Annotated in this window: 18 protein-coding genes and 2 pseudogenes; 2 read left to right on the forward strand and 18 right to left on the reverse strand. The window is 38.1% G+C overall.

Annotation, left to right across the window (positions count from 1 at the left end; all coding sequences use genetic code 11):
* Positions 1–13: 13 nt before the first annotated feature.
* From hslV to IGJ03_RS06585, 9 genes are all read right to left on the reverse strand, one after another.
* Positions 14–562, reverse strand: coding sequence for an HslVU peptidase proteolytic subunit (gene hslV, locus IGJ03_RS06545; RefSeq protein WP_002357489.1), 549 nt, complete (start codon positions 560–562; stop codon positions 14–16).
* Between the two features lie 28 nt (positions 563–590).
* Positions 591–1,490, reverse strand: coding sequence for a tyrosine recombinase XerC (gene xerC / locus IGJ03_RS06550; protein WP_085444248.1), 900 nt, complete (start codon positions 1,488–1,490; stop codon positions 591–593).
* Between the two features lie 211 nt (positions 1,491–1,701).
* Positions 1,702–3,009: an FADH(2)-oxidizing methylenetetrahydrofolate--tRNA-(uracil(54)-C(5))-methyltransferase TrmFO gene (gene trmFO, locus IGJ03_RS06555; protein ID WP_002357486.1), complete on the reverse strand. Its 1,308-nt coding sequence runs from the start codon at positions 3,007–3,009 to the stop codon at positions 1,702–1,704.
* Between the two features lie 107 nt (positions 3,010–3,116).
* A complete protein-coding gene (gene topA, locus IGJ03_RS06560; protein ID WP_002357484.1) occupies positions 3,117–5,195 on the reverse strand; it encodes a type I DNA topoisomerase in 2,079 nt (692 codons plus the stop codon).
* Positions 5,196–5,379: 184 nt separating this feature from the next.
* The gene (locus IGJ03_RS06565) at positions 5,380–6,033 is read right to left on the reverse strand and encodes a CPBP family intramembrane glutamic endopeptidase (RefSeq protein WP_375804649.1); all 654 of its coding nucleotides are present in this window, start codon (positions 6,031–6,033) and stop codon (positions 5,380–5,382) included.
* A gap of 90 nt (positions 6,034–6,123) precedes the next feature.
* Positions 6,124–6,987: a DNA-processing protein DprA gene (dprA, locus tag IGJ03_RS06570; protein ID WP_002382350.1), complete on the reverse strand. Its 864-nt coding sequence runs from the start codon at positions 6,985–6,987 to the stop codon at positions 6,124–6,126.
* Between the two features lie 60 nt (positions 6,988–7,047).
* The gene (locus IGJ03_RS06575) at positions 7,048–7,815 is read right to left on the reverse strand and encodes a ribonuclease HII (protein WP_375804648.1); all 768 of its coding nucleotides are present in this window, start codon (positions 7,813–7,815) and stop codon (positions 7,048–7,050) included.
* Position 7,816: 1 nt separating this feature from the next.
* A complete protein-coding gene (ylqF, locus tag IGJ03_RS06580) occupies positions 7,817–8,668 on the reverse strand; it encodes a ribosome biogenesis GTPase YlqF (protein ID WP_002357480.1) in 852 nt (283 codons plus the stop codon).
* Between the two features lie 275 nt (positions 8,669–8,943).
* Positions 8,944–9,885 carry a 2-dehydropantoate 2-reductase gene (locus IGJ03_RS06585; protein WP_002361867.1) on the reverse strand — a complete coding sequence of 314 codons (942 nt, stop codon included), beginning with the start codon at positions 9,883–9,885 and terminating at the stop codon, positions 8,944–8,946.
* Positions 9,886–10,062: 177 nt separating this feature from the next.
* Here IGJ03_RS06585 and IGJ03_RS06590 point away from each other — a divergent pair, with 177 nt between their 5' ends.
* Positions 10,063–10,953, forward strand: a complete 891-nt coding sequence (locus IGJ03_RS06590; RefSeq protein WP_438711101.1) for a LysR family transcriptional regulator — start codon at positions 10,063–10,065, stop codon at positions 10,951–10,953.
* Positions 10,954–10,961: 8 nt separating this feature from the next.
* Here IGJ03_RS06590 and IGJ03_RS06595 read toward each other — a convergent pair whose 3' ends face one another.
* The 8 genes and pseudogenes from IGJ03_RS06595 to ptb form a co-directional block, all read right to left on the reverse strand.
* On the reverse strand, positions 10,962–12,014 hold the full coding sequence (locus IGJ03_RS06595; RefSeq protein WP_375804647.1) for a PTS sugar transporter subunit IIC: 1,053 nt from the start codon (positions 12,012–12,014) through the stop codon (positions 10,962–10,964).
* A 143-nt stretch (positions 12,015–12,157) separates the two neighbouring features.
* A pseudogene (locus IGJ03_RS06600) lies at positions 12,158–13,090 on the reverse strand (dihydrolipoamide acetyltransferase family protein); the annotation flags it as partial.
* Between the two features lie 195 nt (positions 13,091–13,285).
* A pseudogene (locus tag IGJ03_RS06605) lies at positions 13,286–13,456 on the reverse strand (biotin/lipoyl-containing protein); the annotation flags it as partial.
* A gap of 22 nt (positions 13,457–13,478) precedes the next feature.
* Positions 13,479–14,465: an alpha-ketoacid dehydrogenase subunit beta gene (locus IGJ03_RS06610; protein ID WP_375804645.1), complete on the reverse strand. Its 987-nt coding sequence runs from the start codon at positions 14,463–14,465 to the stop codon at positions 13,479–13,481.
* A gap of 21 nt (positions 14,466–14,486) precedes the next feature.
* A complete protein-coding gene (locus IGJ03_RS06615; protein ID WP_101008442.1) occupies positions 14,487–15,479 on the reverse strand; it encodes a thiamine pyrophosphate-dependent dehydrogenase E1 component subunit alpha in 993 nt (330 codons plus the stop codon).
* Between the two features lie 10 nt (positions 15,480–15,489).
* On the reverse strand, positions 15,490–16,899 hold the full coding sequence (gene lpdA, locus IGJ03_RS06620; protein WP_375804644.1) for a dihydrolipoyl dehydrogenase: 1,410 nt from the start codon (positions 16,897–16,899) through the stop codon (positions 15,490–15,492).
* 5 nt (positions 16,900–16,904) lie between these two features.
* Positions 16,905–17,987 (reverse strand): butyrate kinase, encoded by a 1,083-nt coding sequence (gene buk, locus IGJ03_RS06625; RefSeq protein ID WP_289865536.1) that lies wholly within the window; start codon positions 17,985–17,987, stop codon positions 16,905–16,907.
* Positions 17,988–18,005: 18 nt separating this feature from the next.
* Positions 18,006–18,827 (reverse strand): branched-chain phosphotransacylase, encoded by an 822-nt coding sequence (ptb, locus tag IGJ03_RS06630; RefSeq protein ID WP_002405354.1) that lies wholly within the window; start codon positions 18,825–18,827, stop codon positions 18,006–18,008.
* A gap of 282 nt (positions 18,828–19,109) precedes the next feature.
* Here ptb and IGJ03_RS06635 point away from each other — a divergent pair, with 282 nt between their 5' ends.
* Positions 19,110–20,144, forward strand: coding sequence for a YdcF family protein (locus tag IGJ03_RS06635; protein ID WP_375804643.1), 1,035 nt, complete (start codon positions 19,110–19,112; stop codon positions 20,142–20,144).
* A gap of 59 nt (positions 20,145–20,203) precedes the next feature.
* Here the strand turns inward: IGJ03_RS06635 and IGJ03_RS06640 are convergent, their stop codons facing one another.
* Entirely contained in the window at positions 20,204–20,926 is a 723-nt protein-coding gene (locus IGJ03_RS06640) for a TraX family protein (RefSeq protein WP_429861444.1), read from the reverse strand.
* Between the last annotated feature and the right edge of the window lie 61 nt (positions 20,927–20,987).

A 20,987-nucleotide genomic window follows, 5' to 3' on the forward strand; every position in this document is an offset into this window, starting at 1 on the left:
GATTTTCCCTCGCTTATAATTCTTCTACAATGATATTATGATTCGTAAATACACAGATATCTGCAGCAATATTTAAGGCATTTTTAGCAATCTCTTTCGCTGGCATTTCTTTATCACCAAAGTTTTTCATGGCTCTTGCAGCGGACAAAGCAAAATTACCGCCAGAACCAATCGCTAAAATACCATCGTCTGGTGTGATGACTTCCCCAGTTCCTGAAACTAAGAGCATTTCTTCCTTATTCATCACAATCAGCATAGCTTCTAATTTTTGCATAGACTGTTGTGTACGCCACTCTTGGGCTAACTCAACCGCAGCTCTCGTTAAGTTTCCGTTGTATTCATTTAATTTTCCTTCAAACTTTTCTTCTAATGTAAAGGCATCTGCCACACTTCCTGCAAAACCGACAACGACTTCATCATTGTAAATACGGCGCACTTTTTTGGCCGTACCTTTCATAACGACAGATTCGCCCATTGTTACTTGGCCGTCACCAGCCATTGCAAATTTTCCATCTTTTTCGACTGCACAAATTGTTGTAGAGTGAAATTGTGATTCAACCATTGTTGTTCCTCCTAGACGTTTACCTCCATTATGCACGAGGATGAAACGTTCGATAATTTTTTTGTAAACTTTCTTTTGTCACATGCGCATATATCTGAGTTGTTGATAAATTAGCATGTCCTAATAATTCTTGAACTGTCCGCATATCGGCGCCATTATTTAATAAATGTGTCGCAAATGTATGGCGTAACATGTGGGGATGAATTTCCGCATTTAATGAACTTTTTTTAATTAGTTGGTTTAAGACGTATTCAATCCCTGTTGGCGTGATTTGTTCACCATGATGATTAACAAAGACATACGGATGTTTTTTTTGATATTTTGTCATTAATAGCGCGCGGCCACTCGCTAAGTAATCCTTTAAGGCGTCTTGTGCAAATGAACCAAAAGGCACATAGCGATCTTTATTTCCTTTTCCGTGAACCAATAAAACAGAAGCTTGAAAGTCAACTGCGTCCACCGTTAAGTTCGCACATTCACTGACCCGAATGCCAGTCCCATACAGAACTTCTAGCAACGCTTGATTTCTCAAATCAAGCGGTTGCTCCCCTTGTGCGCTCTCAAATAATGCATCCATTTCTTTTTCATAAAAAAAACGGGGCAACCGTAACTGTTTCTTTTTCATATGAACATAAGAAAAAGGATTCTCTTGGATTGCTTCATTTTTTAATAAGAATTGATAAAAAGAACGCAAACTGGCAATTTTTCGACTAATCGAATTGCGGCTATATTCCTGATCGTATAATTCGCTCAAATAAGCCCGAACATCCAAATGTTCCACAGTCAAATAATTGTCATTACCTGAAGTCTTTAAAAACGAAAAAAAATGTTGTATATCTTCTTGATATGCTTTTTTTGTTTTTTCTGAATAGCCTCTTTCGACAATAAGATAACGAGCAAATAACTCAGGCCAATTCTTTTCTTCCATGTGATAGCCCTCCTCATTCGATTACAAAGTAACTTTAGCATAACCTTTTTCAAAAGACAATTAAGTTGTCAGAATTTAATCAATATTTCTAAATATGTTCACAATTTTAACTATTCTTTAGCTTTTGTTATTTTTTTCTAAAAATTAAAAGACTGAGTATCATCGCATTTCTCAGCAATGATGCTCGGTCTTTTCTCATATTTTTTCTAATTTAGTCTAAAGATTGGATAACTTGAGCTTGAACATCTAAGGCCCGATTAGCAATCGCTTCATAGCGTTCTTTTTTGTCACGAATTCGTTCAGGTAACTCTGGGAAAAGCCCAAAGTTTGCATTCATTGGTTGGAAATGTTTGCCTTCTGCATGTGTAATATAATAAGCCATACTTCCTAAAGTCGTTTCGCGAGGGAATTCAATCGGCTCTTCCCCTTTGGCAAGACGAGCTGCGTTAATACCTGCGAGTAAACCACTTGCCGCGCTTTCAACATATCCTTCAACACCAGTCATTTGTCCAGCAAAAAACAGATCGTCACGTTTTTTTGATTGATAGGTTGGTTTTAGCAACTCTGGAGAGTTCATAAAACTATTACGGTGCATGACGCCATAGCGAACAAATTCAGCATTTTCTAATCCCGGAATCATACGGAATACTCGTTTTTGTTCGCCCCATTTTAAATGCGTTTGGAAACCAACAATATTGTATAAAGAAGCTGCAGCATTGTCTTGACGTAATTGAATTACAGCATAAGGGCGTTTACCTGTTTTAGGGTCTTCTAGTCCGACAGGTTTCATCGGGCCAAACAACATGGTTTTAATGCCACGTTGCGCCATTACTTCAATGGGCATACAGCCTTCGAAAAACTTCTCTTTTTCAAACGTGCGTAAAGGAACCACTTCTGCATTGACTAGCGCTTCATGAAAAGCATTGAACTCTTCTTCAGTCATCGGACAGTTTAAGTAAGCCGCTTCTCCCTTGTTATAACGAGATTTTAAATAAACTTTATCCATGTCAATTGTTGATTTATCAATAATTGGTGCTGCTGCATCGTAAAAATAAAAGCCTTCAGAACCATTAAATTCTTGAATTTTTTGTGATAAGCTTTCAGAAGTTAAGGGACCCGTTGCAATAATTACAATCCCTTCTGGAATATCGGTGATCTCTTCATTTTTGATTGTAATTAATGGATGACTTTTAATTTTTTCAGTGATTGTTTCAGAAAAAGAATCACGGTCAACTGCTAAGGCGCCGCCAGCTGGTACAGCGGTTTGATCTGCACTACCAATAATGATTGAATTTAAACGGCGCATTTCTTCTTTCAAAACACCTACCGCATTGGTTAAACTATTTCCACGTAATGAATTAGAACAAACTAACTCTGCAAAATTTTCTGTTTGATGCGCTGGTGTCTTTTTGACAGGGCGCATTTCATATAAATCAACTGGTACGCCAGCATTGGCCACTTGCCATGCCGCTTCACTTCCGGCTAAACCGGCACCAATAATTGTGACTTTTTTTGTCATGTATAAAAATTCCTTTCTATGTCAAGAAGTTAAGAGCTGTCTCTTACAAACTCAATTCATTTTACTAAAAGAGAAGACCGAAGTAAATTCTTCGGTCTCAATTTTTCTTATTTTTGGACGTTTTCTTCATAATCGCCATTGATACAAACGACTTGTTTGCCACCTTTAACTTTTTTCTCTACTAAATATTGCCCACATTTTGGACATGGTCGGCCTACTGGTTTGTCCCAAGAAGTGAAGTCACACTCTGGGTACCGACTACAGCCATAGAAAATTCGATTTTTCTTTGATTTGCGTTCGATAACTTGTCCTTCGTGACACACAGGACACGTCACGCCAATTTCTTTAACGATCGCTTTTGTATTCCGACAATCTGGGAAATTACTACATGCATAAAATTTTCCGTAGCGACCCAGCTTAATCACCATTGGATGTCCACACAGTTCGCAGTCAAAGCCTGCTGGTTCATCTTTAATTTGGATTTTTTCAATTTTTTCTTCGGCATTTGTTAATTCTTTTTCGAAGGGCTTGTAGAAGCGATCGACAACTTCAACCCATTTTTCTTGGCCTTCACCGACTTTATCTAGGTCCGTTTCCATTGTCGCTGTAAAATGTGTATCGACAATTTGTGGGAAAAACTCTGAAACTAGGGAATTCACAATTTCACCTAATTCCGTTGGTTCAAACCGTTTATTGGTTAGCTTCACGTAATAACGCCGTTGAATGGTTTCTAATGTTGGCGCATACGTTGATGGTCGGCCCACACCATTTTCTTCTAAAGTCCGGATTAACGTGGCTTCACTAAAACGAGCCGGTGGTTGAGTAAAGTGTTGTTTCGGTTCGATATCGACCGATTTAACAACGTCACCTTCCACTAATTCAGGTAAAATATTTTCCTTGTCCTCTTTACCATCATCGCGTCCTTCAACATATACTTGCATAAACCCTTTAAATTTCACTTTGGAACCATTGGCAATAAACGTTACGCCGTTTTGTTGAAGCGTGACCTTCATGGTATCTAAAATCGCTGGTGTCATTTGACTAGCAACAAAGCGCGACCAAATAAGAGTATATAATTTTAATTGATCTTTATCTAAATACTTCTTCATTTCATCAGGTGTTCTTAAAACGCTTGATGGACGAACCGCTTCATGGGCATCTTGTGCACCTTGCGTATTTTTTGCTTTGCGGCCGCCATGTGCTGAGAACTCATCTCCGTAGGTCTTTTCAATGAATTCAGCAGCTTCTGCTTTGGCGGAATCGGCAATTCTGGTTGAGTCTGTACGCATGTAGGTAATCAGCCCCACAGTGCCTTGTTTCCCTAAAGCAATTCCCTCATACAATTGTTGCGCAACCATCATGGTTTTACGGGTACGGAAATTTAATTTACGTGCCGCTTCTTGTTGTAAACTACTGGTTGTAAAAGGTAATGCAGGATTACGTTTCCGTTCTTTTTTCTCAACTTTTGTAACATCGTAATCTTTACCGTCAATCCGAGAAGTGATTTCTTTCACCGCTTCTGCATTTGGTAATTTTTTCTTTTTACCATCTACGCCCCAGAAATTTGCTTTGAATTTCTTGCGACCTTTTTGGAAATTCCCATCAATGCTCCAATATTCTTCAGGTTTAAATTCTCGAATTTCATTTTCTCGATCAATAATCATTTTTAAAGCAACAGATTGCACACGACCAGCACTCAAACCTTTTTTGACTTTACGCCATAAAATAGGACTAATCGAGTATCCAACTAAACGGTCTAAAATGCGCCGTGCTTGTTGTGCATCAACTAAATCAACGTTGATGGTTCTAGGTTCTTTAAATGCCGCTTTTACCGCTTCTTTAGTGATCTCATTGAATACCACGCGGTTTTTATCTTTTAAATCAAGGCCAAGAAGATAAGCTAAATGCCAAGCAATTGCTTCACCTTCTCGGTCCGGATCGGCTGCGAGATAGACTTTTTCAGCTTTTTTTGCAGCCGCTTTTAAACTTTTGATGACATCGCCTTTTCCGCGAATCGAAATATAATGAGGTTCATAATTATTTTCAATATCAATCCCCATTTTACTTTTTGGTAAATCGCGAATGTGACCAACACTGGCAACCACCTTGTAGTTTCTTCCTAGATATTTTTCAATTGTTTTGGCTTTGGCAGGTGATTCTACAATCACGAGATACTTATAGGCCATTCAATTAGCTCCTTTCGCGTTCGCTTTCCTACTATATAATATATGTAAAAAACGCACAAATCGTAATACATCATATGCTATATAGAACAGGTTTGTCAAGACTAGGCTTTCTAACATTTCTGTCATTTCTGTTTGACTGTCCGAATTTATAAATAAAAAATGCCTATGATTTATAGATTTTATCCTAAAGCATTAAAATACCCAAAACATTCCAAATAAAATGAGTCAAGACAGCAGCTTCAAAGCGACCCGTGCGTAGATAGACCCAACTTAACGCTAAACCCATGCCCCAATAAATAATAAAACTACCTATATCTGTGGGCGTGTGCACAAGTGCAAATAAAATAGAAGAAACGAGTATGCCTATTTTTGAAGCTGGCTTGAAAAACGCTTGAATCCCGACACGAAAAATTCCCTCTTCAAAAATTGGTCCAATCACACCTGCAAAAATAAGTATAAGCCCTTTAGGAATGGCTTGGACAATTTCTTCAACACTTTGTTGGTTAGAGGTCGTCTCTAGTCCTTCCAGACGTAATAAGAAATCACCAAGTATTCCCACACAAAAGATTATCACCAAACCTAACAAGGCCACTGGCAAGGTTTCTTTGATTCCTAAAAAAGTCCAAGTTATGAGCTTTTTCTTTTTCAAAAAAGCAACAAATAGATAGACGAAATAGGCACCAAGTCCAACAGCCACTAATCCACTAACAAAGCGAAACCAAAAGTTTTCTGTAGAAACTTGAACAACTGAGACCATCATCAAAGGAATTTGATCCAAAATCAAAAAGCCCAGTAGCTGCATACCAAACAACCATCTTTTTCTAACAACCGTTTCCATTTAGACACTCCTAACTACCAACCAAAAGATTAAAATCTGATTAAATAGTACCGAAGTGAACGTAGGTTGTCAATTCACAATTAGTAAAAGTCACAATTCTTCACAAATATCATCAATTGTCTGAACACATTTAGCGCCGTCCTGAATTAATTCATGGCAGCCTGTTGAAAAAGACTGGAAAATACTTCCCGGTACGGCAAATACCTCGCGCCCGTAATCCATCGCCGCTTGTGCAGTAATTAAAGAGCCACTATTCTTACGAGCTTCCATCACGCAGACCCCTAAAGATAATCCAGCAATAATGCGATTACGTGCAGGAAAATGATATTTTTTCGGCCCACTCCCATTCACATATTCTGTTAAAACAAGCTGATTCTGCTTCATAGTTTGCTGTAATTCTTTCTTTTCATACGGATAATATACATCTAATCCAGTGCCTAAAATTCCAATTGTCTGACCCCCGTTCTGGATGGCCATCTCATGGCTACGACTATCAATGCCTTTGGCAAGACCACTGACGATTGTGAATCCTTCTTTGACTATTTTAGGAACCAGAGCTTCAGTCACTCTTAACCCATACGAAGTGGCATAGCGAGCGCCGACGATGCCAATTTTCCTTCTACTTAACAATTGTAAATTTCCTCTATAAAAAAGAATTGCTGGTGGATTATAAATTTCTCGTAATAATTTAGGATAGACGGCATCTAAAATTGTCATAAATTGGTGTTGGCATTGTCGTATATATAACGCTTCACTATGAATCGTATGGTGTAACCAAGATTGTTCAAATAATTCACGATATTTCTTGATTTCAGCAATTCTAATAATTTCTGTACTGGAAAAATCAACACGCTTTTGTGCGATAGCTTCTTGTAACACTTTTAAGATCCCTAAATTGCCAATTCCTTGGCATACCGCTAATTTAAATAATAATTGTCGTTGTAAAATTTCCAACAAAAAACACCTCTTTCACATCTTCTTAAAATAAGAATACGTAAAAAAAGTGTTTTATTTTTAAATCATATCTTTTATTGGCGCAAACGTACGTCGATGAATGGGTGTTACACCGTATTTTTCTAACCCGACAAGATGTTCTTTTGTTCCATAACCTGCATTGTTTTTAAATCCATATCCAGGATATAATTCATCATATTCTTCCATTAATCGATCTCTTGTTACTTTTGCAATAATACTGGCTGCTGCAATCGAAATGGAGCGCGCATCCCCTTTAATCAAACTTTCTTGTGGTTGGGGAACGTCTAACTGCATTGCATCAATTAATAAATAATCTGGTGCAAAAGCTAAATCGTCAATTGCCATTTTCATCGCTTGTTTAGTTGCTTGATAAATATTAATTTGATCAATGACTCCTTGATCAGCGATACCTAACCCGATAGCGACAGCCTGTTCTTGAATCTGGTTATATAACGTTTCCCGTTTTTTAGCAGATAGTTTTTTTGAATCATTTAAGCCTAATAATTGACAATCCTTCGGTAAAATAACTGCAGCTGTCACAACAGGGCCAGCTAATGGTCCGCGGCCTACTTCATCAATTCCTGCAATTAAACGATGGCCTTTTTTATAGGCCGCTTCCTCAAATTGACTCATTTCTTTAAAAAGTTGCCATTCTTTTTCTTTGGCTAATTGGCGACGTTCCCATTGTTTGATCGCTTGTTGCACTCCTGAACGTTCATCTTCTCGCCAGCTTGCTAATCGTTCATCGGTTGCATCAGTGACAGTTAGCAACGCTTCTTTGATTGCCTGAATCGACTCTTTTGCCATGTTATTCGTCTCCTAGTTCTTCCCAGCGGTCCAAAGTATACGTACCTAATTTTCCACTGCGAATTTCTAAAATAATCATTTCGCTGGCTCGATTATAATCATCTCTAAAACCACGTTTTTGGCTAATTAACATCAATTGTTCTGGGGCAGGTAAAAATAGCTCTTCCTCTGTTAAACCATATCGTTCCGTCAAACGTTGCGGATAAAAACGTGCAAAAAATTCTAATCCATAAATCGCCAAATCATCTAAATGCAATAATTGATCTTTTATAGCGCCAGTTAAAGCTAATTTTTTCCCAATTTCTTCATCTTCAAATTTTGGCCAAAGAATTCCTGGTGTATCCAGTAATTCCAATTGGGAACCAGAGCGTAACCATTGTTGTCCTTTTGTCACACCTGGCTTGTTCCCAGTTTGCGCAATTTTTTTTCCGACTAAACGATTCATTAAGGTTGACTTACCAACATTGGGGATCCCAATACACATGGCGCGAATCGCACGCGGTTTCAAGCCTTTCGCCTGTTCACGAGCCAATTTTTCTTTTAACGCTTCCTTGGCTGCTGGCACAATTTTATTGATTCCTTTATTTTGTTGGGCATTGATGACTAGGGTTTGGTACCCTTTCTTTTGAAAGTAATGTTGCCATTTTTTATTTTGGTCGTTATCTGCTAAGTCCCCTTTATTTAAAAGGACTAATCGTGGTTTTTGTTGGACAATTTGGTCCATCATTGGGTTACGGGAAGAAAGCGGTAACCGCGCATCAACTAGTTCAAATACAATATCGACATATTTGATTTTTTCCGAAACTTCTCTTCTTGCTTTGGCCATATGGCCGGGAAACCATTGAATGGTCATAATCTGTTCAAATCCCTTCTTTAACACATTGTTTCTTTGATTCATTTCTTCAACGAGTCCTGTGTTCCGCGTAGATTCTTGCGAAAAAACACCTTCTCTAGTTTAACATATTTTTCACGGATTTGATTTATTTTCTGTAGTGTTCTTTAAAAAACAAAAAAGCTGAGACAAACTCACTTTGGATTTTGTCTCAGCCTTGTACACTGGCAAAGTATAGAAAGAAGTAGGTCAAGCTCTTCTCAAGACTGACTCAAGAGTATTTCTGTTTTTACTTGTTATTTAGCATGAAGTAAATTTTCTTTACAATGAATTAACTCTGTTAAAAACTGACAGTACGGTGTAGCAATCCCATAGACTTTCCCTTTGCGAACAATTGCTCCATTGATATAATCAATTTCGGTTAAACGATGATTGGTTATTAAGTCCTGATACATCGATGGATGGTGCAAACCAATTGTTTCTCGATTATAACACGAGCGGATTTGTTGAAGAACTGCTTGTTTATCTAACGTAACTTGTTCCACTTCAGCGACTGCTAAAAATTCATTAACTATTTGTTGAACAATTTGATCTGCTTGCTCTGTTTCACCAAAGTCTGCCATATTACAATCCAACAAAGTACATAAACCATTCATTGTTCCATTTACGCAAGCCTTCTTATAAATGGATGATAAAATATTCTCAGAATAACGTGCATTTAAGCCAGCGTTATTTAATACCTTAATGACTGCTTCTGCCGCTTGTTCACTTTGCGCTCCTAAATTTTGTAAATCAATCGAACCATTGCCAAATAATTTTACTTTACCCGGTCCTTCTAACCCAGCGGTCCACATTGTGTTTCCTAATAAAATATTTTCGTAAGGCACATATTTTTTGATAATATCTTCGTGACCAATTCCATTTAACAAGCATAAAACTTTCGTATTTTTATTAAGGAAATGTTCTAATGCTTCAAGCATTCCTTCCAGTTGCATTGCTTTTGTAAATAAGATAACTAAGTCTGCTGTAAAATCGATGCTTGCTACTTCTGTTTGAGGATAAATAGGAATTTTAGCGGTCACCACTTCGCCATTAAAATCAGCAACTAACCCGTTTTTTCTTATTGCTTCAATATGTTCTGGCCAACCATCAACAAAAATAACGTCATTTCCTGCTTGATGTAACATTAGTCCAAAGCGACTGCCCATAGCGCCAGCACCTGCGATAATAATCTTCATTTCTTTTCCTCCGTTCAATTTTTTATTTTTAGGTAAAAATCTGCTAAGAAAATCTCTATCTCTTACTTTTATAGCAATAAAAAGGCAAAACATATGTTATATTATAAGTGATCTATTTGTTATTTTTTTATCCAAGCGCATTTATGTAAGCGCTTTTAAAAAGAAGGGGAGTTTCTGATGAATATTCAGGTTTTAAAGTACTTCATTGAAATTGTTAATACCCGCAGTTTATCGGCGGCCGCTCGCAATTTATTTGTCACCCAACCAACACTTTCTTTAGCATTGAAAAAAATGGAATCTGAGTTAGGCACAGCGTTGTTTGATCATTCTGATCAACCGTTTCAATTAACCGATACAGGTGTTTATTTATATGAACATGGCCAAGAAGTTGTTTTTCAATTCGATCAATTGGTAACAGATATTCGTGAAATGAACCAGAAACCAGTTAAAAAGCAATTGCGTTTAGGCTTAACTACTTTATTTGCTGTACAATTTATGAAAGAAATTTCACGATTTTTAACAACCCATCCACATGTGAATTTAATATTACAGCAAGATGGCTCGCCAAAATTACAAACGATGTTAGCAAATAAAGAAATTGATATGGGACTAATTTCTTTCCCAAATACCTTACCTGAAATTATTCATATTGAACCTTTAGAAACGACTACCAAAGGCTACCATGTTTATGTCGTGGTACCAGAATCAAATCCTCTCTCCCAATATGAAAAATTAACTTTTAAAGATTTGAAAGATCAACGATTTTCATCGTTAAGTGATAATTTTATGATTGGTCGCCTACTACTAGATCGGACTCGGAGCTTCGGTTATGAGCCGAATATCATTTTGCATAACGATGATTTACAAGTACTTCTTTATAGTTTGCAAAAAAATAATTCGATTTGTTTGCTGCCGATTGAATATTATGAAGTGGGAAAAAGTCAGGGACTGAAATGGATTCCTTTAAAAGATAAGTTTGACTATTTCCCCATCGGCATTGCTTTGCGCCGCGATTTTAGTATGACAGAAGATGTTAGAGATTTTATCCAAATCATTAAAGAAAATTAATGGATAATCTAGCCTTGATAAGCAAAGACGACTTTACTATCATAAAGTTTCAACACTTTTTCAAATAAGAATTTCGAGAACAAACCTGCGACAATTGGAACAACAAACCAAGAAAAGAGTAAGGGTAAGATCCCTAAGCCCGCATCCAATGAAGCAAGTGGTCCCACGAGTCCAACCAAGCCAAATCCAGCCGATTGTGGGGTTCCTGAAATGTTGAATAGAACCACAGGAATTGCTGAAATAGTCGCTGTAAATAAACAAGGAATTAAAATAATTGGGTATTTAAATAAGTTAGGCATCATCATTTTCATGCCGCCCAAAGAGACAGCCAACGTCACTCCCGATTGGTTGACATTCCAAGAATTAATCACAAGAACAACAGTTGTGGCTGCAATTCCCATTGCAGCAGCACCTGCAGACAAGCCATTCAACTGAATCGCCAAACCGATTGCCACAGTAGTGATTGGCGAAATAATCAGTGCAGCAAATGAACAAGCAATTAAAATACTCATGATAATTGGCTGAAAATCAGTAAAATTGTTAATCACTTTCCCGATGGCGACCGTGATTTGTGTCACATATGGATAAATCAACATGCCAAACAAACCTGCACCTACTCCAACAACAATCGGTAAAGCAATGATTTCCACTGAACCGAATTTTTTATCGATGACTAATAAAAGTAAGACTGCAACAGAAGCGGTAATCATAATATTAATGATGTCACCAGTGCCTGCACCAATAAAGCCTCTCACTTCTGAATTAAATTTAATCACGCCAGAGCCAGCAAATGCTGCACCGCCAGCAATCATCATTTTCTGTGGCGTTAAGCCAAATTGAAAAGCAATCAGTCCACCAATAATTAAAGGGGTGGCTAGTTGGAAAATTTGCGCCGCATGAATAATCATTTCGATAATCTTGTATTCTGCAAAATATTTTAAAATGGCTCCTAATACAGCATTGGGAATTAAGGCGATAATGGTGCCGGAAGCTGTTCCAGCTAACACTTTGTTAAAAAATATTCTTGGGGTTAATTGAGCATCCAGTTTATCAGTGGGCATTTTCAACACTCCTATTGATTATTTTTGTTTTTTTAGAACAAGTTTGAGAATGATTGAACTTTCTATTAGATAAAGAGCGGCCTCAAAGAAGAGCGCTTATTTCTTTGAGGCGCTTTTTATTTAACTAAAGCAAGGAACGATTTTTAATATACATCCGTATCCGCATTATATTTCGCTAAATTATCTTTAACATCTCGCAAGAACTTACCTGCTTGTTGTCCATCTAAAATTCGATGATCAATAGAAAGACATAAATTAACCATATCTGCCACTTTAAAGCCTCCATCTGCGGTTGGCACAAGGCGTTTATTAATTGACTCTACTTGTAATATCGCAGCTTGTGGATGGTTAATAATTCCCATCGATTGGACGGAACCTAGTGTTCCAGTATTATTAAGAGTAAAGGTCCCTCCTTGCATTTCTTTGTTTGCTAGCGTTCCTTGTCGGACTTCTTGTGCCAAGCGATTGATTTCTTTGGCTAGCCCTGCAATCGAATAGTTATCCGCTTGTTGAATCACTGGCACATAAAGATGCTCGTCTGTCGTTACAGCTATGGATAAATTAACATCTTTATGATAAATAATTGAGCCATCATCCCAAGATGTATTGATTTTTGGATTTTTCTTTAACGCTTGAATGACTGCTTTGGCAAAAAATGGGAAGAAGCTTAGAGATAGGCCCTCTTGTTGTTTAAATTCATCTTTTAATGAATTTCTAAGTTGGACTAAGTTGGTCACATCCGCTTCCACCATTAACCAAGCGTGAGGGATTTCGTTGACGCTTTGGACCATTTTTTTAGCAATTGCTTTACGTACAGGATCTGCAGAGACAATTTTATCTGTGCTTGTTTCAGTTGGACTAGCTATTGCGGCGCTTTCATTTTGCGAAGCAACTGGCTCCTCTGGAATTGAAGGGCTAGTTCCTGGACTCACTGTTTTCTCAGGTGTTCTTGCCTGTGTTGGTGTAAAGTTTGTAACATCTTTTCTAGTAATCCGACCATCACGACCTGTCCCTGTAACTTGTGTTAAATCAATCTTTTTTTCTTGGGCAATTTTAAGGACTGCTGGGGAATAACGACCATTATTTTTTTGATGGGGCGTCGCAGTGCTTGTTGTTTCAGCCGTTTCATGTTCTTGCGCTTGTTCCGCACTTGCTTCTTTCACTGGTGCTAAAGTAGCTTCTTCTGTTTTTTCGGTTGTTTCTTCTGTCTCTAACGTCATCACCGCTGTTCCGATGGGCACATCTGTATCTAGAGAAATCAGAAATTCTTTTACTACACCATCAAAATCTGATGGGACTTCCGTGGTGACTTTATCAGAAACGACTTCCATTAAGGGATCATAGCGTTTCACTGAATCTCCTGGTTTAACTAACCATTGGACAATGGCTGCCTCTGTGACACTTTCGCCTAGATGAGGCATTTTGATTTCTTTTGTGGCCATTTATTTTTCCTCCTTGCTTCAATTAAAATTCTGCTAATTCTTTCATTGCTGCTAATACTTGCTCTTCATTGATTAAAAATTCTCTTTCTAAAGGTAATGCATAAGGCATGCTTGGACAATCAGGTCCTGCAAGTCGTTGAATCGGTGCATCTAAATCAAAGAGAGCATCTTCTGAAATCATTGCCGCAATTTCACTCATCACGCTGCCTTCTTTATTGTCTTCTGTTACGAGTAAGACCTTCCCTGTTTTCTTAGCTGCAGCCACTAATGTTTCGCGATCTAAAGGATATAATGAGCGAACATCGACGATTTCGGCATCAATTCCTTCAGCGGCTAGTTTTTCCGCCGCAGCTAAAGCTAATTGCAAGGTCATGCCGTAACTAATCACGGTTAAATCACTACCCGTTCTAACGACATTGGCTTTGTCAATTGGTACGATATAATCATCTGCAGGCACTTCATCTTTTAGTAAACGATATAAACGCTTATGTTCGTAAAAAATGACTGGATCATCGGAACGAATCGCTGCTTTAATCATCCCTTTTGCATCATAAGGATTAGAAGGGGTCACCACTCTCAATCCTGGTTGTCCACAAAAAACTTTTTCTGTAGACTGAGAATGATACAGCCCACCACGAACACCGCCGCCATAAGGGGTCCGATAAACGATTGGCGCAGTCCAATCGCCTTTTGTTCTATAGCGCATTGTCCGAGCCTCTGATAACAATTGATTGGTTGCAGGCAAAATGTAATCCGCAAATTGAAATTCACCAATTGCGCGATAGCCCATTAAACCTAAGCCGACAGCTAAACCACCAATTAAGCCTTCTGTTAACGGTGTATTAAAACAACGCTCGTCACCGTATTTAGCAGCCAAGCCCTTTGTTACACCGAACACGCCGCCTTTTTCGCCGCCGACATCTTCCCCAAAAATAACTACTTTTTCATCACGAGCCATTTCTTCAGAAATTCCTAAGTTAATTGCTTCTAAATAAGTCATCTCAGCCATTATATTTCTTCTCCTCTTCTCTTATTTTGCATACACTTCTTCTAAAATTGATGTCGGTACAGGATCTGGCATTGCTTCTGCTTCATCCGTTGCTTGATTGATTTCTGCACGAATTTCTTCATCAATTTTGGCAATGTCTTCGTCTGTTAAATAGCCCTCTTCTAATAATTGTTTTTCAAAAAGCTTCACTGCATCGTTCTTTTTCATCTCTTCAATTTCTTCTTTTGAACGATAAACAGATTGATCATCATCAGCGGAATGAGAAGTCAAGCGAGAAACCATTAATTCAATCAATTTTGGTCCTTTTTTCCCGCGAGCCGCTTTTACTGCTTCTTTAAATGCTAGATAGACTGCAGTAAAATCACTACCATCAACGGTCACACCTTCAAAGCCATAAGCTTTCGCGCGATCGGCCATTCGTTTATTGGCATACTGTTCTTCGATTGGGACAGAAATCGCATATTCATTATTTTCAACAACAAAAATGACTGGCAATTTTTTTACGCCTGCAAAGTTCATAGCTTCTTGGACTTCTCCTTGATTGGCAGAGCCTTCCCCAGTGGTGGTCAATGCAACAAAATCAGCTTTTTGAAGTTGCGCTGCATAACCAACACCTGTCGCTAATGGCATTTGTGTACTTACTGTTGAAGAGAAGGAAACAATATTATGCTCTTTTGAACCATAATGATTCGGCATTTGACGACCATGGGAAGAAGGATCCGCTTCTTTTCCAAAAGAACCCATTAAAATATCTTTGGAGGTCATGCCCCAAACCAAGCACGCGGTCATATCACGATAATACGGTAAAAAATAATCTTTTTGAGGATCAAAAGCCATCGCCATCGCTACTTGTGCAACTTCTGCCCCTTGACCAGAAATATTGAAAGAGGTCTTACCAATTCTTGTTAATTGCCACAACCGTTCGTCTAAACGACGTCCTCTTAGTACTTCACGATATGCCTGAATCAATTCTTCTTTTGATAAACCTGATTTTTTAAGCGTTTTCATTTTCATCAACCTTTCTCTATTTGTGAATCGCTAAGCCATAAGTATCTAAGGCTGCTTCTTGCAATACTTCTGTCATTGTTGGATGCGCATGGATTGCTTCACCAATTTCAATGGGCGTGGCATCTAAATACATGGCAGTACTTGCTTCGGCAATTAAATCCGTGACATGTGGCCCAATCATAGAAACCCCTAATAAATCATCGGTCTTCTTGTCACGAATTACTTCTATAAAGCCATCTGTTTCTCCATAAACAAGTGATTTACCATTACCATTAAAATTAAAGGTACCAATCACTACTTCTTTATCTGCTGGTAAAGTTTCTCTAGTATAGCCGACACTTGCTATTTCAGGATTTGTATAAACACCTCGAGGCACGTTTGTATAATTTAAAGGTTCAACTGTCTCGCCTAAAAGATGCTGAACAGCTAGCTCTCCTTCTTTCATAGCCACATGCGCTAGTTGAAGTGTATCGATACAATCGCCAATCGCATAAATATGTCCTTCTGTGGTTTGATAAAATTCATTTACTTCAATGCCTTTGTCAGTATATTTCACTGAGGTATTCTGTAACCCTAACTTATTGATATTGGGCTGACGTCCAATTGCTACCATGACTTTGTCAACGGTGAGGGTTTCTTGTCCTGCAACTTCTACTTGAACCTTTTGTCCAGTAACTTTCGCTTCTTGGACTTTGCTTCCTAATAAAATGTTAATTCCTCGTTGCTCTAAACGTTTCTTTAATTCTTTAGAAATTGTTGCACTCTCATTTATAAGTAACCGATCCAAAAATTCAATGATAGTTACGTTGACACCTAAACTATTTAATAAAGAAGCCCACTCGACACCAATAACGCCACCACCAATAATTGCAATTGATTCTGGTAATTCTTCTAATTCAAGCATTCCATCAGAAGATAAGATAAATTCTTCATCCAACGGCAAATTAGGTAACGTTTTAGGACTAGAGCCTGTCGCAATAATGACATTTTTAGGAACGATAATTTCTTCTTCCCGTGTTGGATCATTAAACGTAACTGCCACTGCGCCAGAGACTGGTGAAAAAATGGAGGGACCTAAAATCGCACCTTCGCCTGCTAAAATTTTGATTTTATTTTTCTTGCATAAGCCTTCAACACCTTTGTGTAACTGCTCAATAATTCCTTCTTTCCGTTGTTGTATTTTAGAAAAATCAATGGACGCTGCCTCTGTTTCAATCCCAAAAGAAGCCGCTTGTTTTAAGGTATCAAAAACCTCTGCGCTTCTTAATAAAGCTTTTGTAGGGATACAGCCTTTGTGCAAACAAGTGCCACCTAATTTGTATTTTTCAACAATTGTGACGTTTAGCCCTTTTTGTGCAGCTCGAATTGCTGCTACATAGCCTCCTGTTCCGCCACCTAAAATCAGTAAATCTGTTTGTTCCGCCATTTTGATCACTCCTGCTCAATTTTTGCTTCACTATAATTTAAAGCTTGTTCTTCCCCTGTTAATACTCGATTGACGCCTTCATATAAAGCAGCCATCTCCATTTCACCTGGGTAAACCTTAATTGGTGCAATCCAAGTGACTTTTTGACTAATTTCTTGAACAACGGTTTGCGAATAGGCTGCACCCCCTGTTAAAATAATTGCATCAATTGTGCCTTCAAGAACCACGGCCATCTCGCCAATACTTTTTGCGATTTGGTAACACATTCCTTTTAAATAGTAATTTGCTGTTTGATCACCTGCAGCTATTTGTGCTTGGATATGCCGTAAATCTGTTTCACCTAGGTATGATTTAAGACCGCTATTCCCCGCAATTAGCTTTTTCACTTCGTTAATCGTTAACTCCTGTTCAAGTATCCGTTGCGCAAATTCAACGAGCGGTAAGGCACCACTGCGTTCTGGCGTATAAGGACCTTCACCATCAAGCCCATTTACCACATCCACCATGCGGCCTTTTTGATGCGCCCCCAAGCTAATGCCCCCACCTAAATGAACAACGATAAAATTGCTTTGCTCATATGTTTTTCCTAAATCCTCAGCGATTTTTCGAGCGACCGCTTTTTGATTTAAGGCGTGACCAACGCTACGCCGGTGAATGCCTTTTAATCCAGAAATCCTGGCTAATGGCTGTAGCTCATCTACAACAACAGGATCGACAATAAAGGCTGGCACGTGATATTTTTCTGCAAACTCATTAGCTAAAATCGCCCCTAAATTTGAAGCATGGGTATTAAAGCGTTCTGTCCGCAAGTCTTCTAGCATTTGTTGGTCGACAAGATACGTACCGCCAGGAATAGGCTTAAGCAAACCACCACGCCCTACAACAGCGGCTAATTGTGTGATGTTATGTGTTTCTAAAAATTCCGCGATCATTTGTTTTCGAAATGATGTTTGACTGACAACATTTTCAAAAGGTGCCAATTCTTGGACGCTATGTCTAAGCGTTTCTTCTGCCAAGCAATCATGATTAGCAAAAAGCGCTAACTTCGTGGAGGTCGAGCCAGGATTAATAACCAATACTGTTTCCATTGTTTTCTGCTCCTTTTTTTAAACTTGTCTCATGGCAAATCTTAATGAATGGAATTTGCTTTCTGTCGAATCGCTTCTAGATGTTAAAACGACTGGGACTTTTGTGCCAACAATCGTTCCTCCCACCTTGGCGTGCCCAAACAAGGTTAATGATTTGTATAAACAATTTCCAACATCAATAGTTGGGACCACTAAAATATCTGCATCCCCCATGATAGGACCGCTGTAACGTTTATGCGCAACCGCTTCTTCAGAGGTCGCTAAATCAAGCGAAAGTGGGCCAAAAACCGTAGCCTCTTGTTGATCATTAAAATGTGCCGTGACTTCTTTTGCTAAAACAGACGAAGGCATTTTAGGATTAAAATTTTCCGCTGCGCTTAACAAAGCAATTTTCGGGTGGTGCAGTCCCAATTTTTGGGCGACTTCTTTAGCATTTGCAACAATTTCAATGAGTGTCGCTTGAGTGGGGGCGATATTCATCGCACAATCGGTTAACAAGAAGGTTTTTCCCGCAGGTAGCTCCACCATTGCTACATGGGAAAGAATCGGTTTATTTTTTAATTGATGCTCGCTTTTCAACATTTCTTTCAGTAATGTGTGGGTCTGAATAATTCCTTTCAATAAAATTTGTGCTTGACCGGTTGCAACTAGACTGACAGCTTCCTGTGCTACCGCGGCCTCATCTGAGCAATGAACATATTTCCAGAGATTTTCAGTATCAAGATTTTCATTTGTATCAAATACAATAAACTGCAACGGTTGCTCGGCTTCTTTTAGCGCTTTTTTAACTAGCTGTAAAATCTCTGGTTGTGAACCTCCTGCAATTGAAACAGTGATCATTTTCTCACCTCATTTTTTCTTCTTTACACTTTAAATCTACCTCAGTATGTAAGCGCATACAAATTGTTAATTTTTATGTCCTTATTAATATTTTTTATAGAGAAGGAAAAGCTTAGTAAATCAAGCTTTTCCTTCTCTAAACAATTGTTATCTAATTTACTTTCCATGAAAAAACTTCTTTTCTAAGAATGAAAGGAAAACTTATGCTTCGGCACCGCTGTTTATTTATGTCCGATCCTAAAGCATGTTATACTTTAGATACTTATTTTTAGGAGGAATTAAATGGCACTACTACTATTCTTTTTGTTTATCGCCCTACTAGGATTTGGTATATTAAAAATTAATAACCGCAGTATCCTCGGCGGTATCACTCTGGCTTCTGGCACCTTATTGTCATTAGTCACCTTACTATTTATCGGACTAGACAAAATTTATTTACATTTTAAGAATGGCGACCTCATTACCTTGGCCATTGCTTATCTATTAATTCCCGCTGTGTTTATCGGCATTTGCCTTTACTTTATTTTTAACTCACGTACGATGCAAACGAAAGAAGGCAAAAGTGTCACGGCTAAATTGTCGGCGGGCTTAGGGCTGAACTTATTAATTGCTTTACCAGCCTTTCTATATTTATTATCAGTTGGCACAGCGCAAATACCTTATGTGCTTTTTCTGTTCTTACTTTTTCTATTGTTAATGGATCTTTTGCTGACCTTTCTATTTGCTGCTTACGTCTTGTATTCATGGATGTACCAAATGATTCCTTTAAAAAAAGCGGTTGATTATATCATTGTTTTAGGTTCGGGAATTCGTAGCGAGGAAGTACCTCCACTTTTGAAGAGTCGGTTAGATAAAGGAATTGAATATTATGAGAAAAATCCCACCGCTAAATTTGTAGTCAGCGGGGGTCAAGGTCCTGACGAACCTGTGGCCGAAGCTTTCGCAATGAAAAAATATTTGCTTTCACAAAATATTCCTGCAGAAGCAATTTTGATGGAGGAACAATCCACAACCACTTATGAAAATATGTTGTTTTCTAAAGCAATAATTCAGGCAGATTGGCAAAAGATGCCGTCTGATTCTAAACAACCCTCTGTTATTTTTTCAACAAATAACTATCATGTCTTACGAGGAGCTATGTATGCCCATCGTGTCGGCTTAAAAGCTGAAGGTGTCGGGGCGCCAACTGCCTTATATTTTTTACCAACTGCTCTAATCCGAGAATACATTGCCTTACTGGTTCATGATAAGCGAATTGTGCTTTTTGTTTTTCTACTTGTCACTTTTCTTTTAGGAATCAGTATCTTACCCATCTAAAAAAACAGCGACTCACATTTTTGTGAGTCGCTGTTTTTATTCTTTTAATATAAAAAGGTTTAATGAACGTAATTGGCTATCAATGCAATCAGCCATAAATGAAGCGGATAGAATCCGTAAAATAAATATTTGAAAAATGGTGCTTTGTTTCCTCTCTCACCATTGTAAAGCGATATAAATGGTAACACAGTGATAAACATAAAATCAGAATTATAAGCTAACATTTCAATTGTCGTTGGCCAATCTCCCAACCATTGAAAACTTGTAACTAAGAAAAAGAGCGCTAATGCACCATATAAACAGTTCCGTAAGACAAGTCTCTTTCTGGCTAAATACGTAATCAACATAAAAGGTAACATCACAATGCCACCTTCAGCAAACATTGCTCCTATTCCTAAAATTGCTAATATACTAATCAATAAAACAATTTTTAAACTGATTTTTGGCATCTCTAGCATCGCTTTTGTCACAATTAACATACTGACACCAAGGGCTAAGGTGAAGAAAATATTGTTGTGAACAGCAACAGCTGGATTATTCACTAAATGATTTAGAAGCGTATTTCCAACAAACATGATTGCTGCCCAAATATACAAACGACCATTGTAACGATAAACATTCCGTGTATAGTTGAACCCTTCTACAGCCATGTAACAAAAAAATACACCGACACAACGAGTAATTACATGAAAAATCAGTGCCCATTCTGGCGGAACAAAATAACTAATATGGTCAAGAACCATTAACCCCATCATCAATAACTTTAAGCGATTTGCGTTCATGAATCGTCTCCTTTATTTTTTCTACAGAAACTATCATATCTTTTTATATAACAGAAAACAA

The sequence above is a fragment of the Enterococcus sp. DIV1315a genome, from assembly GCF_051712325.1.
In the GTDB taxonomy this organism is placed as follows: Bacteria; Bacillota; Bacilli; order Lactobacillales; family Enterococcaceae; genus Enterococcus; species Enterococcus faecalis.

Excerpts from the sequence above, each read along its gene's own strand:
- topA (WP_002357484.1), bottom strand. The coding sequence starts at position 5,195 with ATGGCCTATAAGTATCTCGTGATTGTAGAATCACCTGCCAAAGCCAAA.
- hslV (WP_002357489.1), bottom strand. The coding sequence starts at position 562 with ATGGTTGAATCACAATTTCACTCTACAACAATTTGTGCAGTCGAAAAA.
- IGJ03_RS06585 (WP_002361867.1), bottom strand. The coding sequence starts at position 9,885 with ATGAAGATTATTATCGCAGGTGCTGGCGCTATGGGCAGTCGCTTTGGA.
- trmFO (WP_002357486.1), bottom strand. The coding sequence starts at position 3,009 with ATGACAAAAAAAGTCACAATTATTGGTGCCGGTTTAGCCGGAAGTGAA.
- ptb (WP_002405354.1), bottom strand. The coding sequence starts at position 18,827 with ATGATCACTGTTTCAATTGCAGGAGGTTCACAACCAGAGATTTTACAG.
- ylqF (WP_002357480.1), bottom strand. The coding sequence starts at position 8,668 with ATGACCATTCAATGGTTTCCCGGCCATATGGCCAAAGCAAGAAGAGAA.
- IGJ03_RS06565 (WP_375804649.1), bottom strand. The coding sequence starts at position 6,033 with ATGGAAACGGTTGTTAGAAAAAGATGGTTGTTTGGTATGCAGCTACTG.
- IGJ03_RS06610 (WP_375804645.1), bottom strand. The coding sequence starts at position 14,465 with ATGGCTGAGATGACTTATTTAGAAGCAATTAACTTAGGAATTTCTGAA.
- IGJ03_RS06595 (WP_375804647.1), bottom strand. The coding sequence starts at position 12,014 with ATGCCCACTGATAAACTGGATGCTCAATTAACCCCAAGAATATTTTTT.
- IGJ03_RS06640 (WP_429861444.1), bottom strand. The coding sequence starts at position 20,926 with ATGAACGCAAATCGCTTAAAGTTATTGATGATGGGGTTAATGGTTCTT.
- IGJ03_RS06635 (WP_375804643.1), top strand. The coding sequence starts at position 19,110 with ATGGCACTACTACTATTCTTTTTGTTTATCGCCCTACTAGGATTTGGT.
- IGJ03_RS06615 (WP_101008442.1), bottom strand. The coding sequence starts at position 15,479 with ATGAAAATGAAAACGCTTAAAAAATCAGGTTTATCAAAAGAAGAATTG.
- IGJ03_RS06590 (WP_438711101.1), top strand. The coding sequence starts at position 10,063 with ATGAATATTCAGGTTTTAAAGTACTTCATTGAAATTGTTAATACCCGC.
- lpdA (WP_375804644.1), bottom strand. The coding sequence starts at position 16,899 with ATGGCGGAACAAACAGATTTACTGATTTTAGGTGGCGGAACAGGAGGC.
- IGJ03_RS06575 (WP_375804648.1), bottom strand. The coding sequence starts at position 7,815 with ATGGCAAAAGAGTCGATTCAGGCAATCAAAGAAGCGTTGCTAACTGTC.
- xerC (WP_085444248.1), bottom strand. The coding sequence starts at position 1,490 with ATGGAAGAAAAGAATTGGCCTGAGTTATTTGCTCGTTATCTTATTGTC.
- buk (WP_289865536.1), bottom strand. The coding sequence starts at position 17,987 with ATGGAAACAGTATTGGTTATTAATCCTGGCTCGACCTCCACGAAGTTA.